General features: G+C 69.0%; 12 protein-coding genes. 5 read left to right on the forward strand and 7 right to left on the reverse strand.

The genetic code is table 11. From position 1 onward, the window contains the following. Window positions 1-1,071, forward strand: a complete 1,071-nt coding sequence (locus HUA75_RS34165; protein WP_246137140.1) for an ornithine cyclodeaminase family protein — start codon at window positions 1-3, stop codon at window positions 1,069-1,071. A 3-nt stretch (window positions 1,072-1,074) separates the two neighbouring features. Here the strand turns inward: HUA75_RS34165 and HUA75_RS34170 are convergent, their stop codons facing one another. From HUA75_RS34170 to HUA75_RS34190, 5 genes are read right to left on the reverse strand one after another with little or no spacing between them, the layout of a single operon-like run. Further along, complete coding sequence (locus HUA75_RS34170; protein WP_174488766.1) at window positions 1,075-2,073, reverse strand: NAD(P)H-quinone oxidoreductase; 999 nt, start codon at window positions 2,071-2,073, stop codon at window positions 1,075-1,077. Continuing rightward, window positions 2,060-2,587: a MaoC/PaaZ C-terminal domain-containing protein gene (locus HUA75_RS34175; protein WP_141642298.1), complete on the reverse strand. Its 528-nt coding sequence runs from the start codon at window positions 2,585-2,587 to the stop codon at window positions 2,060-2,062. The genes HUA75_RS34170 and HUA75_RS34175 overlap by 14 nt, the downstream gene beginning before the upstream one ends. Further along, entirely contained in the window at window positions 2,584-3,474 is an 891-nt protein-coding gene (locus HUA75_RS34180; protein WP_174455428.1) for an aldolase/citrate lyase family protein, read from the reverse strand. The genes HUA75_RS34175 and HUA75_RS34180 overlap by 4 nt, the downstream gene beginning before the upstream one ends. 20 nt (window positions 3,475-3,494) lie before the next feature. Continuing rightward, window positions 3,495-4,709 (reverse strand): aminotransferase class I/II-fold pyridoxal phosphate-dependent enzyme, encoded by a 1,215-nt coding sequence (locus HUA75_RS34185; RefSeq protein ID WP_174488767.1) that lies wholly within the window; start codon window positions 4,707-4,709, stop codon window positions 3,495-3,497. A 6-nt stretch (window positions 4,710-4,715) separates the two neighbouring features. Next, window positions 4,716-9,617, reverse strand: coding sequence for a non-ribosomal peptide synthetase (locus tag HUA75_RS34190; protein WP_174488768.1), 4,902 nt, complete (start codon window positions 9,615-9,617; stop codon window positions 4,716-4,718). Between the two features lie 231 nt (window positions 9,618-9,848). Between HUA75_RS34190 and HUA75_RS34195 the strand changes: the two genes are divergently transcribed. After that, a complete protein-coding gene (locus HUA75_RS34195; RefSeq protein WP_174468374.1) occupies window positions 9,849-11,045 on the forward strand; it encodes an OmpP1/FadL family transporter in 1,197 nt (398 codons plus the stop codon). Here the strand turns inward: HUA75_RS34195 and HUA75_RS34200 are convergent, their stop codons facing one another. Together HUA75_RS34200 and HUA75_RS34205 are read right to left on the reverse strand one after the other, a co-directional pair. After that, window positions 11,046-11,852, reverse strand: coding sequence for a cyclic nucleotide-binding domain-containing protein (locus HUA75_RS34200; protein ID WP_371745681.1), 807 nt, complete (start codon window positions 11,850-11,852; stop codon window positions 11,046-11,048). Between the two features lie 159 nt (window positions 11,853-12,011). Beyond that, window positions 12,012-12,692, reverse strand: a complete 681-nt coding sequence (locus HUA75_RS34205; protein ID WP_174462175.1) for a Crp/Fnr family transcriptional regulator — start codon at window positions 12,690-12,692, stop codon at window positions 12,012-12,014. A 241-nt stretch (window positions 12,693-12,933) separates the two neighbouring features. On the opposite strand from HUA75_RS34205, the gene HUA75_RS34210 reads away from it, so the two are divergent. The 3 genes from HUA75_RS34210 to HUA75_RS34220 all read left to right on the forward strand — a co-directional run bounded on the left by HUA75_RS34210 (window position 12,934) and on the right by HUA75_RS34220 (window position 16,703). Further along, entirely contained in the window at window positions 12,934-13,707 is a 774-nt protein-coding gene (locus HUA75_RS34210; RefSeq protein ID WP_141646962.1) for a 2,3-dihydro-2,3-dihydroxybenzoate dehydrogenase, read from the forward strand. Window positions 13,708-13,842: 135 nt separating this feature from the next. Further along, window positions 13,843-15,075: an isochorismate synthase DhbC gene (gene dhbC, locus HUA75_RS34215; protein WP_141646963.1), complete on the forward strand. Its 1,233-nt coding sequence runs from the start codon at window positions 13,843-13,845 to the stop codon at window positions 15,073-15,075. Next, complete coding sequence (locus HUA75_RS34220; protein WP_174488769.1) at window positions 15,072-16,703, forward strand: (2,3-dihydroxybenzoyl)adenylate synthase; 1,632 nt, start codon at window positions 15,072-15,074, stop codon at window positions 16,701-16,703. Before dhbC ends, HUA75_RS34220 begins: the two co-directional genes overlap by 4 nt. The last annotated feature ends 10 nt before the right edge of the window (window positions 16,704-16,713 follow it).

Consider the following 16,713-nt stretch of genomic DNA (forward strand, 5'->3'; position numbering starts at 1 on the left):
GTGACTCGGTCCGACCTGCGCTGCATCGTGGAGGAGCTGGGCGCGGACGCGCTGATGGACGAGCTCATCCGTGCACTGACCGAAGCGCTGCGCACGTTTGACGGCGAGCTCACGGAAGTGCGCAAGCGTGACGGTTTCCTGTTGGATCACCCGCGTCAGCCAGGCTGCCTGGAGTGGATGCCGGTGATGCAGCGGGGCAGCGCGGTGACGGTGAAGATGGTGAGCTACAGCCCGTTCAACCCCGAGGCGCACGGGCTGCCGACCATCATCGCGACCAACAGCCTCTACGACGTGAACACCGGCCATCTGATTGCATTGATGGACGGCGTCTTCGCCACGGCGCTGCGCACGGGCGCGGCCTCCGCGGTGGCCACGCGCGCGCTGGCCTCGCCGGACAGCCGCGTCATCGGCCTGGTTGGCTGCGGGGCCCAGGCTGTCACGCAGCTGCACGCCATCCGGCGCGTGTTCCCCATCAACGAGGTGCTGGCCTACGACACGAATCCGGAGGCGCAGCAGTCGCTCGCGCGCCGCACGGCGTTCCTGGGGCTGGACGTGAAGGTCGTGACGCTGGCGGAGCTGGAGGAGCGCTCGGACATCATCTGCACCGCGACCTCCGTCGCCGTGGGAGGCGGGCCGGTCATCTCCGGCAAGGCGCTCAAGCCGCACGTCCACATCAACGCCGTGGGCTCGGACCTGCCCGGCAAGACGGAGCTGCCGAAGGAGCTGCTCGAGCGCAGCCTGGTGTGCCCGGACTTCCTCGTGCAGTGCCTGGTGGAGGGCGAGTGCCAGCAGATTCGCCCCGAGCAGGTGGGCCCGGACCTCACCACCCTGGTGAAGAACCCGGACGTGTACGAGTCGTGGCGGCAGCGCTCCACCGTGTTCGACTCCACGGGCTACGCGCTGGAGGACCAGGTCGTCACCGCGCTGATGCTGCGGCACGCGGAGCGGCTGGGGCTGGGCACGTCCGTGGGCCTGGAGACGGTCGGCGGCGACGCGTTGGACCCCTACGCCCTGCTGCGCGAGCCGGACGCCGCGCCTGTGCGCGACCTCCGCCGCGCCACGGGGAGCTGAGCCTCAGACCTCCAGGACGATCTTCCCGAAGCTCGCGTTGGACTCCATGTGGCGGTGAGCCTCCGCCACGCGCGCCAGCGGGAAGGTGGAGTCGATGATGGGGCGGACCCTGCCGGCGACCAACTCCGGCAGCCACCGCGCCTGGAAGCGCCGCGTGACGGCCGCCTTGGCCTCGAGCGGCAACGGGCGCAGGGCCATGCCCTTGATTTGAAGCCGGCGCAGCACCACCTGCTTCAGGTCCACGTCCCCGCGCATCCCGTCCATCAGCCCCACCAGCAGCAGGCACCCGCCCAGGCGCAGCGAGGCGAGGTTTCGCTCCAGCGCCGCGCCGCCAACGAAGTCCTCCACCAGGTCCACGCCGCGCCCGTCCGTCCACCGCGCGAGCACCGGCGCGAAGTCCTCCTGGGTGCGCACCACGCCCGCGTCGGCGCCGAGTTCGAGACACCGGCGCTTCTTCTCCTCGCTGCCCACGGTGACGAATACGCGTGCGCCCACCGCGCGCGCCACCTGGATGCAGGCGGTGCCAATCCCGCTGCCCCCCGCGTGGACGAGCACGGACTGGCCCGGGCCCAGGCCTCCCAGCTCCAGCAGGGACTCGTGCGCGGTGCAGTACGCCTCTGGCGTGGCCGCGGCTTCGACGAAGGACCAGCCCTCCGGCATGAGGACCGCCATGCCCTCTTCCATCAGGCACGCCTCCGCGTAGCCGCCGCCGTCCACCAGCCCGAAGACCCGCTGGCCGGGCTCGAAGGAACGAACGGCCACTCCCACGGCCTCCACGACGCCGGAGACCTCCACCCCGAGCAACGGACTGGTGACATCCGGAGGCAGCGCGTAGCCCCCGGCGCGCTGCGTGGTGTCCGTCCGGTTGAGGGCGGAGGCGCGCACCCTGACGAGGAGCTGGTGAGGGCCCGGAACCGGGCGAGGAATTTCCGCCAGATGAAGCTGCTCCGGACCGCCTGGACGCCGCACCACCACCGCCGTCATCACTTCAGTAGTTCGCATCCACGTCCACGCCATGGCGCCGCAAGGGCACGAGGAAGGAGCGCTCGAAGGTCATCACGACGGTGCCGTCCGCCTTGAGGCCCTTCGTCTCCACGGTCACGACTCCCTGTTTCGCGCGAGAGCGGGACCTTCGCTTCGCCAGCACCCGGCTCTCCGCGTAGAGGGTGTCCCCCACGAAGACGGGGGCCGTCAACCGGATGCGATCCCACCCGAGGTTCGCCACGCCCTTGGCACTGGTGCTGTTGAGACTCATCCCCCCGACGATGGCCAGGGTGACGAGGCTGGAGATGAGCGGCTGCTTCCACTCCGTCTTGCTGGCGTAGACGGCGTCGATGTGGAGCGGGTGCGTGTTCAGGCTCAGCAGGGACTGCCACATGTTGTCCACGTCGGTGATGGTTCTACCCGGACGGTGCTCGAAGACATCCCCCACCTCGAAGTCCTCGTAGAAGAGGCCGTGGGTCTCCCGGTAGCGCTGCTTGCCCACCTTCTTGTGGGCAGCCACCAATTTCTTCATGAGTCTCCACTCCTGGAACCCGCCCGGAGTTGGACGGGTGCCAGAGCCTCCTCGAGCTGGACGCTGGCCAGCACGCGCCGAGCCACCGTCACCAGCGGAGGACCAATCATGCTCCCTCCGACGACGTGGATGCCGCCTTTTCCATCCCCCGCCTGCGCCAGCACGCGACGCGCGTGGGCCACCATCTGCGCGGTGGGCCGCAGCGCCGCGTGGACGACGCCCACCTGGTCCGGGTGGATGACGATCTTCCCGGTGAAGCCCAGCGCGCAGACCCGGCGCGTCTCGTCCTCCAGCTCCGCCAGGTCCTCCAGGTCGAAGAACGGCGAGTCGATGGCATTCACCCCGGCGATGGCCGCCGCCATGGCGATGCGTGAGCGCGCGTAGAGCAGCGGCTCCCAGGCCAGGGGCACCCCCAGCTGCGCGGACAGGTCCGCGGCGCCGAAGATGAGGCCCCGCAACCGGGGGGTGGCCATGGCGATGGCGTCCACCGCTTCCACGCCGCGCGCCGTTTCGATGATGGCCAGCAGCGCCAGCTCCGGGAAGCGATCCCCGAGCAGCGCCTCCACCTGGTGGAGCTCCGACGGGGACTCCACTTTCGGCAGCAGCAAGGCGTCCAGCCGGGCGTTGGAGTCCAGGAGGGCGAGCACGTCGCGAAGGCCCGCCTCGGTGCGAAGGCTGTTGATGCGCAGGCACAGGGGGCCACGGGGCCTCGACGAGGACAGATAGGAGATGGCCAGTCGACGCGCCTCGGACTTGAGGGTCTCCGGGACACCGTCCTCCAGGTCCAGCAATCCCAGGTCCGCCCCCACCTCCACCGCTTTGTCGAAGCGCATGGGGTCGATGGCGGGCGTCACCAGGAAGGACCTGCACTGCAATGGCATGGTCATGATGCGCTTGGCTCCATCGCTCAGGACTCAGGCGAGGACAGCTCCACCACGGCATCGCAGAGCCGCTGGAGGTCCTCGGGGGTGATGTTGGAGCGCAGCATGATGCGCAGCCCCGCCCGTCCCTTCGGGACGATGGGGAAGAACACCGCGGACGCGTAGAACCCCCGCTCCATCAACTTCCGCGAGCGCTCCACCGCGGCCGTCTCGGGTCCCACGTCGATGATCTTGATGGGGAAGTCCTCGCCGGCGGTTCGCGTGGGAACGCGCTCGTCGAAGTAGCGCACGTTGGCGCGCAGGGTCTGCTGACGCGCGGCCAGCTCCGGCCCGCCATGGATGCGCGCGGAGGCCAGGCTCGCGCCGATGGCTGGAATCGCCAGGCTCTGCGACCAGCCGAGCGGTCCCGCGAAGCGGCCGACGAGGTCCGCGTGCTGCCCCGGGCCGAGCATGATGGCGCCACCCGCGGTGCCAAAGCCCTTGCCCAGCGAGCCGATGATGATGGTGCGCGAGTTGACCTCACCACCCATCATCGCGCGCACGTAGCCCTCTCCCGCGCCGCCGTAGATGGAGAGCGAGTGGGAGTCATCGAAGTAGAGGAACAGCCCGTACTTGTCCTGGAGGGCGAACAGGTCCTTCACGATGGCCACGCCCCCCATCGAGTAGAAGCCGTCCGCGACGTAGGCGACGCGCGCGTGCTTGCGACAGAGGTCCTCGAGGAAGTCCAGGTCGTTGTGGGGCGCGGTGATGACGTGCGTCTCGTCGGCGCAGATGGGCTTGATGAGGTTCATCGAGAAGTGCGCGGACTTGTCGAAGACGAGGATGGGCTTCTGGCCATCCGGCAGCAGGTGCCCGGAGGCGATGAGGGGCAACAGGCCCGCGCTCGCGGAGCTGGCGGAGTTGGTGACGACCGTCTTGGCGCGCCAGAGCCCGGTCAGCTCCTCCTCCAGCGCATCCAGGTCCGCCAGCCGCACGCGCAGGCGGGAGATGGACATGGTCATCGTCCGCTCTCGCTGGAGGACCTCGATGGCGCCCTGGAGCACGTCCGGGTGCGAGTCGAGTCCCAGGTAGGAGCACGAGCAGGTGTTGAAGAACTCACGTCCATCCGGCAGCGACAGCGAGCCGTGCCCGGTGTTGTGCACGGACAAGTCCAACAACCCCGCCTCCTTGGCGGCGGTGAAGGAGGGATTGCCGTGGCCAATCATCGACTCCGTGTTGCGATAGCGATTCTTGAGTTCCATGACGGCTCACTCCTGCACTTCGAATCCGGGGACGACCGCATCGATTCCTACCGCCAGGTCCGGCGACGCCAGCACGCGCTCGAGGAGCACGACGAAGGCGTCGCGGAGACGTCGCGGAGTGTCCGGCTCGAAGAGGTCGGTGTTGAACTCCAGCAGGCCGGAGAAGCCATCCCCCCGCTCCTGCAAGGACAAGGTCAGCTCATAGATGGACGCGCCCCGGTCCGCGGGCATGGGGACCAGGGTCAGCTCCGGGAGCACCAGCGCTTCCATGGGCGTGTTCTGGAGGACGAACATCACCTGGAAGAGCGGCGCTCGATCCGGCTGTCGCTGGGGGACGAGGGCATCCACCACCTGGTCGACCGGCACCTCCTGGTGCGCGTAGGCGCCCAACGTGACATCGCGAACCCGTGACAGGAGCTGGCGGAAGCTCGGGTTGCCCCGCAGGTCCACGTGCAGCGCCACGGTGTTGACGAAGAGGCCGATGAGCGACTCCAGCTCCGGGAGCGCGCGGTTGGCGATGGGCGAGCCGATGACGATTTCTTCCTGGCGCGCCCGGTGGCAGAGCAAGGTGCCGAAGAGCGACAGCAGCGCCATGAACGGCGTCACCCGCTCCTTCTGGCAGAGCAGGTTGAGGGAATCACTGCGCGCGCGCCCGAGCGCGACGGAGATCGACGTGCCATTGAACGTGCGCGTGGTCGGACGGGGCTTGTCGACGGGGAGGTTCAGCAGCTTCGGGGCCTTCGCCAGCGCCCCACGCCAGTAGCCCAGCCGAGCCTCCAGCTCCGCGCCGGAGAGCCAGCGACGCTGCCAGGCCGCGTAGTCCGGGTACTGGATGTGGAGCGCCGGAAGCGAGGGCGTCTCCCCGCGCGAGAAGGCCGAGTACAGGTGCACCACCTCGCGGGTGATGATGCTCTCCGACCAGCCATCCGAGAGGATGTGGTGCTTGCTGAAGATGAACAGGTGTTCGTCGTCCGCGAGGCGAATCAGCGAGCCGCGCACGAGCGGCCCCTGGGTGAGGTCGAAGGGCCGGCGAGCATCCTCCGCGATGCGCCTGAGCAGCTCCGTCTCCGCGTCCTCCCGGCCCCGGAAGTCCTCCATGGGGAGGTCGATTCGCATCGACGCGGCGACCTTCTGCACGGGCCTGCCGTTCTCCTCGGTGAAGGTGGTGCGCAGCGACGCGTGGCGATCCACCAGCCCCTGGACCGCGGCCCGGAGCGCCTCCACCTGCAGCGCGCCCTTGAACCGGTAGGCCGCGGGCTGGTTGTAGGCCGTGGACGTGGGGTTCGCCTTGAACAACCGCCACAGCCGCTCCTGCGAATAGGACAGCGGCGGGAGTGAACCGCGAGACGCACGAACCAGCGGAGGCAGCACACTCAAGGGCTCGCGCGGCGTGGACTCGATGCGCCGGGCCAGCGCCGCGACGGAGGGCGCCTCGAACAACGTCTTGAGGTGGACCTCCGCCTTGAGTTGATTCCGGAGGCGGAACACCAACTGGGTCGCCAGCAGGGAGTGGCCGCCCATGCTGAAGAAGCTGTCGGTGACGCTGACGCGCGGCAACTTCAGCACCGCCGCGAAGGCCTCCGCCAACTGCACCTCCAGCGCGTCCCTCGGTGCCACGAAGGGCGCCGCGCCCCGCAGGCTCTCCACGTCCGGCGCCGGCAGCTTGCTTCTCGCCAGCTTCCCGCTCGGCGTCAGCGGCAGTGCCTCCAGCTTCATCAGCGCCGGCGGCACCATGTGCTCCGGAAGCTTCCGCGCCAGCGCCTCTCGCAGAACCTCCGGCTCCCACTCCACGCCCTCCCCCAGCACCACGTACCCCACCAACCTCTTGTCCCCCGGCGCATCCTCGTGCACCCCCGCCGCCGCGTCCCTCACCCCCGCCAATTCCCTCAACGCCGCCTCCACCTCCCCCAACTCCACCCGGAAGCCCCTCACCTTCACCTGCTCATCCAACCGGCCCAGGAATTCCACCACCCCGTCCCCTCTCCACCTCGCCCTGTCTCCCGTCCGGTACAGCCTCGCCCCCGCCTCCCTCGCGTACCCGTCCGGCACGAAGCGCTTCGCCGTCAGCTCCGCCCTCTCGTGGTACCCCTGCGCCAGCTGCGCCCCGCCGATGTACAGCTCTCCCGCCACTCCAATCGGACACAGCCTCCCCTGCCCGTCCAACACCAGCAGCTTCGTGTCCGGCAGCGGCACTCCAATCGGCGGCAGTCTCGGCCAGCTCCCCGGCGGCCCCTTCAACCGGTGCGCACTCACCACGTGCGTCTCCGACGGGCCGTACTGATTCTCCAGCACGCACCCCGGCAGCTTCTCGAAGAAGGCCACCACCGCCGGCGTCACCTGCAACTGCTCTCCCGCCGTCACCACTTCCCTCAACGTCGTGGGCACACTCGCCCCGTGCGCCACCGCGTCCGCCAGCGCCTGCAGCGCGACGAAGGGCAGAAACAACCGCTCCACCTGGTGACTCACCATGAAGTCCAGCAGCGCCGGCACGTCCTGCCTCAGCGCCGCCGGCGGCACCACCAGCGCTCCTCCCGCGCTCCATGTCGAGAAGATTTCCTGGAAGGACACGTCGAAGCTCAGCGACGCGAACTGCAACGTCACAGCCTCCGCCTTCACCGAGTGCGCCCGCTGCCACAGCAACAGGTTGCACAGCGCCGCGTGCGACAGCGCCACCCCCTTCGGCTTCCCCGTGCTCCCTGACGTGTACACCACGTAGCAGGTGCCTCCAGGTGGCACCGCCCTCGGGGGCGCCATGTCCGGCCTCCTCCCTATCTCCCCCGCCTCCTCGTCCACGCACAGCGCCAACTCTCGCGCCCGCTCCGGCAGCACCGCGCGCTGACTCGCTAGCGTCAGCACCCGCACCACCTTCGCATCCTCCACCATGTACCCCAGCCGCTCCGCCGGGTACTTCGTGTCCAGCGGCACGTACGCCGCCCCCGCCTTCAATATCCCCAGCACCCCCACCAGCTGCTCCAGCGAGCGCTCCATGCACAGCCCCACCCTGTCTCCCGCACCCACCCCCGCCCCGCCCAGGTGCCACGCCAGTTGATTCGCTCGCTTCTCCAACTGCGCGTACGTCAGCCCCTCCCCTTCGAAAACCACCGCCACCGCCTCCGGCGTCCTCCCCGCCTGCGCCTCCACCAACTCGTGCGCGCAGACCTCGATGCGTGATTCGACGGTCGTCGCGTTCCACGTCTCCAGCACGAGGTGTCGGTCCAGCTCCGTCACGAGGGACAGCTCGGACAGGCGCAGGTGAGGCGCCACCACCGCTCGCTCCAGCAAGCGCTCCAGATGCGCCACCAGTCGCTCCGCGGTCGCGGGCTCGTAGAGGTCGGTGCGGTACTCCAGCATCCCCGACAGCCCCGTGGGCGACTCGCTCAAGGTCAGCGTGAAGTCGAACTTCGAGGTGCCGCTGTCCACATCCAGCGGACGAAAGCGCAGCCCCGGACTCTCCAGCGCGGCCATGGGGGTATTGACCAGGACCAGCGCCACCTCGAAGAACGGCGAGCGCTTGGGCTGGCGCTCCGGCTGGAGCGCCTCCACCAGCTTCTCGAAGGGCACGTCCTGGTGCGAGTACGCCCCCAGCGTCGTCTCACGCACGCGAGACATCAGCTCGCGGAACGTCGGGTCTCCGTCCAGCTTGGTGCGCAGCACCAGCGTGTTCACGAAGAAGCCAATGAGTCCTTCCGTTTCCGGAGAGGTGCGTCCCGCGACAGGGGCCCCCACGCAGATATCGTCCTGCCCCGAGTACCGCGACAGCAGCGCCTGAAGCCCCGCGAGGAGCCCCATGAACAGCGTGGCGCCCTCCTGACGACAGAAGCCACGCAGCATGCGGACCAGCCCCACCGGCAGCTCCACCTTGAGCACCGCGCCCGGGTTGGAGGCCCCGGCGATGCGAGGGTGGTCCGCCGGAAGCTCCAGCGCGGGCGGGGCGCCCTCCAGGCGCTGCCTCCACCACGAGAGCTGTCGCTCCAGCGCCTCCCCTCGCAGCCGCTCGCGCTGCCGCACCGCATGGTCCGCGTACTGGAGGGGCAGCTCCGGCAGCGGCGAGGGCCGGCCCGCGCTGAAGGCCTCGTAGAGCGCGACCACTTCCCGGATGAGCACGGAGATGGACCACGCATCCGAGATGATGTGGTGCATCGTGACGACGACCACATGCTCGCGCTCCGTCAGTCGCAACACCCGCGCGCGCAAAAGCGGACCCCGGACCAGGTCGAACGGCCGCCGAGCTTCCTCGCGCACGGTGCGCAAGCCGATGGCTTCACGCTCCGACTCCGGCAGGTAGCGCAGGTCCTCCACTTCCAGGGCCATGGGCGCGTTGCCCGCGTGAGCCACCACCTGGAGCGGCCGCCCATCCCTCGCGGGAAACACCGTGCGCAGCGACTGATGTCGACACACCAGCTCCGTGAACGCCCGCTCCAGCGCCGCCACGTCGAGCGTCCCCTCCAGCCGCAACGCCGCTGGCAGGTTGTAGAGCGGGCTGCCCGGTGCGTACTGGTCCAGGAACCACAGCCGCTGCTGCGCGAACGACAACTCCGCCTGACGCTCGCACGGCACCAGCGATGACGGCCGCGCCTCGCGCGAGGGATGCAGTGGTTCCAGCACCTCTCCGGGCTGCAACGCCACCAGCGCATCGATACGTCCCGCCAGCGCCGATACAGTCACCAGGTCGAACATCTCCTGGAGCGACAGCTCCACCCGCAGCGACGTCCGGATGCGCGAGAGCACCTGTGTCGCAAGCAGGGAGTGGCCACCGAGTTCGAAGAAACTGTCGAGCGCGCCCACCTGCGGGATGTTCAACACCTCACTCCAGATGTGCGCGACCGCGCGCTCCGTGTCGGTGCGGGGTTCCACCGCACGGGTGACGCTGCGCTCTACGAGGAGGTCCTGGGAGCGTGGCTGGGTCATGGCGAGGGGCCTGGGAGGGGAGTCCAGGTAAAACAAGTCTTACTGAGAAAACCTGTGCAAATGCACGCAGCCCCCTACCAAGGATGACGGGTTCACACTTGGGCGCGTGGTGTACGACTGACCCGGGGATGCATCGTTCAGGGCAGGGCATCCGTAAAATTGCTTCAAGCCTGGATGACCAGCGCACTGCGCCAAAGCAGACTGTCCTATAGTGCTCGTTTCAAACCGACCATGAAGACAACGCTCTCACTCATGACGCTCCTCGCCGCTGGTGTCAGCCACGCCGCGGGGTTTCAGATCGACACGCAGAGCGCTCGCGCCACGGGCCTGGGCAACGCGGCCACGGCGTGGCTGGAGGACTCGTCCGCGATCTATTCCAACGCGGCCAACATCCTGGGCGTGAAAACGTTGGACATCACCGTGGGCGACACCGGAATCCTCCCGAGCCTGAAGTTCACGCCGACGGGGGGCACCACGCAGGGACAGAAGCTGACGCTGTCACCACCGCCGCATGTCTTCGCGGTGTTTCGGCCCTTCGAGAAGCTCGCGTTCGGCGTGGGTGCGTACACGCCCTATGGCGCGCGCAGCCACTGGGAAGAGGACTTCGTGGGGCGCTTCCGCGGGCAGGAGTCGAACCTCGCCGCGTATTACATCAACCCCACCGTCGCGTATCAGCTCCACGAGTCCGTCCGCGTGGGCGCGGGCGTGGACGTCGTGCGCTCCACGGTGGAGATCCGCCGGGCGCTGAACTTCCTGGAGAGCGAGGGCTCCATCCACCTGGGCGGCGGCGCCTGGGGCGTGGGCTTCAACGCGGGGCTCCAGGCGGAGCTGCTTCCCGGGGAGCTGACGCTGGGCGTGCACTACCGCAGCTCGGTCGCCGTCACGTTCGAGGGGAAGGCGGACTTCCAGAACATCCCCGTGGAGTTCCAGCAGCGCATGTCGGACCAGCGCGTGAGCGCGGACGTCACCTTCCCCGCCACGCTCGCCATCGGCCTGGCCTTCTATCCGATGGAGCGGCTGACCATGGCCCTGGACGCCCAGGTCACCTACTGGTCCAGCTTCGAGGAGCTGGCCATCACCTTCCCCGACACGCCGCAGCTCAACAACCCGTTGGCCAAGAGCTGGTCGACGAAGATCAAGTACCACCTGGGCGCCGAGTACGCCGTCACGCCCCAGCTCCAGGCGCGCGCGGGACTGGTCGCCGACCTGTCGCCGAGCCCCTCGGACACGCTGACGCCGGACCTTCCGGACGCGGACCGCTACAAGGTCGCCATCGGCGCGGGCTACACCACCACGGCCGGCCTGCGCGCGGACGTGGGCTACCAGTTCGTCTTCCTCGCGGACACGGAGAGCACCGCGCCGGGCATTGACGGAACCTACTCCGGCTCCGCGCACGTGCTCGGCGTGACGCTCGGCTACGCCCTGTAATCAGCCCCCGGGATTGGCGATGACATCCATCGTCCGGTGCATGCGCGCCAGTCCCAGCCGCACGAGCGCGCGTCGCATCTCCGCCTGCCCCCAGAAGTGCTTGCGGAACACGTCCCGGTCCAACCTCAGCAGCGTGCAGGGCGTCAGGGCCTTCACCGTCGCCGTGGCCCGGTGCCCTCGCAGCAGGGAGACCTCGCCGAAGAGGTCTCCCTCCACCATGTCGGGATACGCCGTCGTGTGCCCATCCGCGTGCGTGTGGAAGACGCCGCAGCGGCCGCGCAACAGGATGTAGAGCGCCTCACCTGGCTGGCCGTAGGTGAGCAGTTGCGCCCCGGCCTCCACCGCGCAGGGGACGAGCGCGCTGCCCAGCTGCGCCCACAGCTCCGGCGACAACTCGCTCAACACGGGACTGCCGCACAAGGCATCCGCGAGCAGCCTCTCGCGACACCGCATGGCGACCACCGGAGCGTCCAGTCCGTAGCGCGAGCCCGTCAGCGACAGGCCCGTGTGAGACAGCTCCCGCAGCACCGTCCGCTCCAGCGTGACGACGCTCGCGGTCCGGGGACACTTCGCCATCATCGCCAGCTCTCCGAAGAAGCCGCCGCCCGAAAGCTGCGTCACCAGGCGGGCCTCGCGCCTCCCGGCCTCCCGGTACACGCCCACCTTGCCTTCCAGGATGACGAACATCGACGAGCCCGGGTCTCCCTCGCGCACCACCACGCGGCCCGCGGGCAGGAACCGCGTCCACACCGGGAGTGGAGCGGGCCCCACCGGCGACGCCTCGGGCGCGGGAATCGTGGCGCCCACGCGCGGGGACGATTCCCCGGGCTCGGGAGTCTGAGTCGAACAGGGACCTGGGGAAGCCAGACGCGCCATGCTGCCTCCACGGTGGAGCCGCATGACAAACCTAGACGCCTTTGAAATATGCCGCAGTGAACGGCTTCACATCCCGAATGCCCAGCGGTGCTAAGGGGTTTCCCTGCCCAGGCGCTCGGGATGGACCAGGGTGATGACTCCCCCCTCGTAGGACAGCAATCCCTCGCGCACATAGAAGCGCAGCCACTTGTTGGTGCTCTCCCGGGTCAACCCGCAGAGGTTCGCCAGGTCTGTCTGCGTGAGGTTGCAAGGGATGACCACACCTCCGGGCCCGTGAACACCCTGCTCCCTCCCCAGGTCAAGCAACACCCGAACCAGCCGCTCCCGCGCATCCAGGAAATGGGTGTCATGAACCAGCTGGGTGACATGCCTGACCATCTGGCTCAAGGTCGCCAGCAAGCCCAGCGAGACACCCGGACGGGTCTCCAGGAACCGGCGGAAGTCCTCCCTCTGGAGGGTCAGCAACTCCGACTCCTCGCGCGCGACGGCATCCGTGGACCGGGGCTCTCCATCCAGCAACGCCAGCTCCCCGAAAAAGTCCCCCCGCCCCAGCAACGAGAGAATGACTTCCTTGCCGTCGGGCGAGCTCAGCCGGATGTCAATCTCACCGCGCCGGATGATGAACAGCGACGTCCCCACGTCTCCCTGATGGAAGACAACCTCGCCTCGCGCGAAACGTCGCGGACGCAGCAGCGCGGAAAGACTCTCCAGGGCTTCGTCCTCCAGTCCAGCGAAGAGCGAGACTTCGGACAGCAGCGCAGCGTGTGACATGGCATCCCCCATGGCTCACCCAGACGCTCTCGCGCCCACGCGAATCAGAACCCACTCACACCCCACATTGCATCACCCCCGCCCGGGTGGAAACGCGTCAACGCATTCGCCCCGGAGTCTCACCACTCTTGACACCGCGCGGCGCACATGGCACTTAGTCGCCCAATAACGATAATGAGAACCATTCTCATTATCCCACTTTTACCTCGGACCCCTCGGGTACCGGCAGGAGAAGGCCCCGATGGGAGACACACCGCGAGTGGCACTGGTGACGGGTGCCGCGCAAGGCATTGGCGCCGAGGTCGCGCGGGTGTTGGCCGGTGAAGCGACCATCGCCGCGCTCGACACGAACGCGGAGGGCCTGCTGTCGCTGGTGGCGGAGCTGCGCGGCAAAGGCCAGCGGGCCACGGCCTGGCCCGTGAGCGTGAGTGACGCCTCCGCGGTGGAGACCGTCGTGGAGCGCATCGAGAAGGAGCTGGGGCCCATCCACACGCTCGTCAACGTCGCGGGGGTGCTGCGGATGAATCCGGTGGTGTCGCTCAGCGACGAGGACTGGGCCACGACGTTCGGGGTGAACACGAACGGGGTGTTCCATGTCTCGCGCGCGGTGGCCCGGCGCATGGTGCCGCGCCGCGCGGGGGTCATCGTCACCGTCGGCTCCAATGCCGCGGGGACACCCCGGATGCAGATGGCCGCGTATGCCGCGTCCAAGGCCGCGTCCACCATGTTCACCAAGTGCCTGGGCCTGGAGCTGGCTCAGTACGGCATCCGCTGCAACGTGGTGTCTCCGGGCTCCACCGACACGGCCATGCAGCGGGGCATGTGGAAGGACGAGCACGGCGCCGACGCCGTCATCGCCGGAGCCTCGGAGACGTTCCGCGTGGGCATTCCCCTGCGGCGCATCGCCACGCCCCGGGACATCGCGGAGGCGGTGCAGTTCCTCGCGTCGGACCGCGCGCGACACATCACCATGCACGACCTCTGTGTCGACGGCGGCGCCACGCTGGGCGTCTGAGCCCGCGCCCTCCTCCACCCGGCGCCCGGGTGGCTCGAAGTTGAGATGGATTCTTTGTTTCAGGATTGAAACGACAGGTTTGCTCCAGGGGCGCGCCCGCGACGAGGGCGTGGCCTTCGGAACAGGAGGTTGGCTGTGAAGACGACCGAACGCGCAGTGGCAACCCAGAAGCTGGCCGCGCAGTTGCTCGAGAGCTACGAAGCGGGCTCCTCATTCTTCTTCGCCTCACCCCGCCGCACGTTGCTGGCGCAGGGCACCTTCGCCACGGTGCCGCACGTGGGCGGGACGAGCTCGCTCGCGCGGTTGCCCGAGCGCGTGGCGGCGGTGCTCAGCGAGGCGCGGCAGGCGGACCACGACATCCCGGTGGCGGTGGGCGCGGTGCCCTTCGACGGGCGCGTCCCGGCGCAGCTCGTGGTGCCGATGACCATCCAGCGCGCGGGGCCTCTCGTATTCGACGACGTGGCGATGCCCCACCAGGGCGTGCCCACGCGCTACACGGTGCAGCCCGTGCCGGAGCCGGCCGCCTATCTGGACGGCGTGGCGCAGGCGCTGAAGCTGATGGAGAGCGGCCCGTTGCGCAAGGTGGTGCTGTCGCGCTCGCTGCACCTGAGCTCCACGACGCCCATCGACCTGCAGCGGCTCTTGCACAACCTGGCCCGGCGCAACCCGTCTGGTTACACCTTCGCGGCGGACCTGCCCACGCGCCCGGGGCTGATGCCCGGCGAGGGGCGGCGCACGCTGATTGGCGCGAGCCCGGAGCTGCTGGTGTCCCGCTCGGGAATGCAGGTGCTGGCCAACCCGCTGGCGGGCTCGATTCCGCGCAGCCCGGACCCGGTGGAGGACCAGGCCCGCGCGGCGGCCCTGCTCCAGTCCCCCAAGGATTTGCACGAGCACGCGGTGGTCATCGACGCGGTGGCGGAGGCCATGCGGCCGTTCTGCAAGACGCTGGATGTGCCCGCGAAGCCGTCGCTCGTCAGCACCCAGACGATGTGGCACCTGTCCAGCCGCATCGTCGGTGAGCTGGCGGATCCGTCCATTACGTCGCTGACGCTCGCCGTCGCGCTCCACCCCACCCCGGCCGTCTGTGGCTACCCGACGGAGCTGGCGCACGCGACCATCGGCCACATCGAGCCATTTGACCGCGGCTACTACACGGGCACCGTGGGTTGGTGCGACGTGAATGGTGACGGCCAGTGGGCGGTGACCATCCGCTGCGCGGAGGCGGACGAGAACTCGCTGCGGCTGTTCGCGGGCGCGGGCATCGTCGCGGGTTCCAAGCCGGAGTCGGAGCTGGCGGAGACCGAGGCGAAGTTCCGGACGATGCTGGTCGCCATGGGCCTGGGTCAGGGCGTCGAGGTGAAGCCGTGAGCCAGGGCGACTCCCGGCTGCCCGGCTGCCCCACGTGGCCCCAGGATTACGCGGAGCGCTACCGCCGCGCGGGCTACTGGAAGGGGGAGACCTTCGGACGGATGCTGCGCGAGCGCGCCGAGCGTCATGGCGAGCGCACCGCGCTGGTGTACGGCAAGGAGCGCTGGACGTACCGCGAACTGGATGCGCGCGTGGACTGGCTCGCCGCGGGCTTGAAGGGCCTGGGCATCCAGCCCCAGGACCGCGTGGTGGTGCAGCTGCCCAACATCGGCGCGTTCCACGAGGTGTGCTTCGCCCTCTTCCGACTGGGGGCCCTGCCCGTCTTCGCGCTGCCCGCGCATCGCGCCTCGGAGATCGGCTACTTCTGCGAGTTCACCGAGGCGGTCGCCTACGTCATCGCCGACCGGCACGGCGGCTTCGACTACCGCAACCTCGCCACCAGCGTGCAGGCGAAGACGCCGTCGCTCCGGCACGTCATCGTCGTGGGAGACGCGGGGCCCTTCACTTCGCTGGAGAGCCTGTATGCCGACTCGCCCGTGGAGCTGACGGAGCCGCGTCCCGACGACGTCGCCTTCTTCCAGCTCTCCGGCGGCAGCACGGGCGTGCCCAAGCTGATTCCCCGCACGCACGACGACTACCTGTACAGCCTGCGGGCCAGCGCGGAGATCTGCCAGTTGGACGCGTCGAGCGTGTACCTCTGCGCGCTGCCCGCCGCACACAACTTCCCCATGAGTTCGCCGGGCGTGTTCGGCACGTTCTACGCGGGAGGCACCTCGGTGCTGGCCCTGCACCCGAGCCCCGACGTGGCCTTCCCGCTCATCGAGAAGGAGAAGGTCACCATCACCGCGCTGGTGCCTCCACTGGCCATGGTGTGGCTGGACGCGGCCAAGGCGCGCCGGCATGACCTGTCCAGCCTGCGCGTGCTCCAGGTGGGCGGCGCGAAGTTCAGCGCCGAGGCCGCCGCGCGCGTGAAGCCCGCGCTGGGTTGCACGGTGCAGCAGGTCTTCGGCATGGCCGAGGGACTGGTCAACTACACGCGCCTGGACGACTCCGAGGACCTCATCGTCAACACGCAGGGCCGCCCCATCAGCGCGGACGACGAGATTCGCATCGTCGACGAGGACGGCCAGGACGTGGCGACGGGTGAGACGGGCCAGTTGCTCACGCGCGGGCCGTACACCATTCGCGGCTACTACAAGGCGGAGGCGCACAACGCGCGCGCCTTCACGTCCGACGGCTTCTACTGCACCGGAGACCTGGTGCGGATGACCGCGGACGGCTACCTCGTGGTGGAGGGCCGCGCGAAGGATCAGATCAACCGGGGCGGCGACAAGGTCGCTGCGGAGGAAGTGGAGAACCACCTCCTGGCGCATCCGGAGGTCCACGACGCGGCCGTCGTCTCCATGCCGGATGCATTCCTGGGCGAGCGCACCTGCGCGTTCGTCATCCCCCGGGGCACGCCTCCCGCCGCCACGTCGCTGACCGCGTTCCTGCGGGAGCGGGGGCTGGCGGCCTTCAAGATTCCGGACCGGGTCGAGTTCGTCGAGACGTTCCCCAAGACGGGCGTCGGCAAGGTCAGCAAGAAGGCGCTCCGCGAGACGCTGAGCCGCCCCACCGCTCCCCGCTGACACACCCTCC

The sequence above is a fragment of the Myxococcus sp. CA040A genome, assembly GCF_013336725.1.
Classification (GTDB): domain Bacteria; phylum Myxococcota; class Myxococcia; order Myxococcales; family Myxococcaceae; genus Myxococcus; species Myxococcus llanfairpwllgwyngyllgogerychwyrndrobwllllantysiliogogogochensis.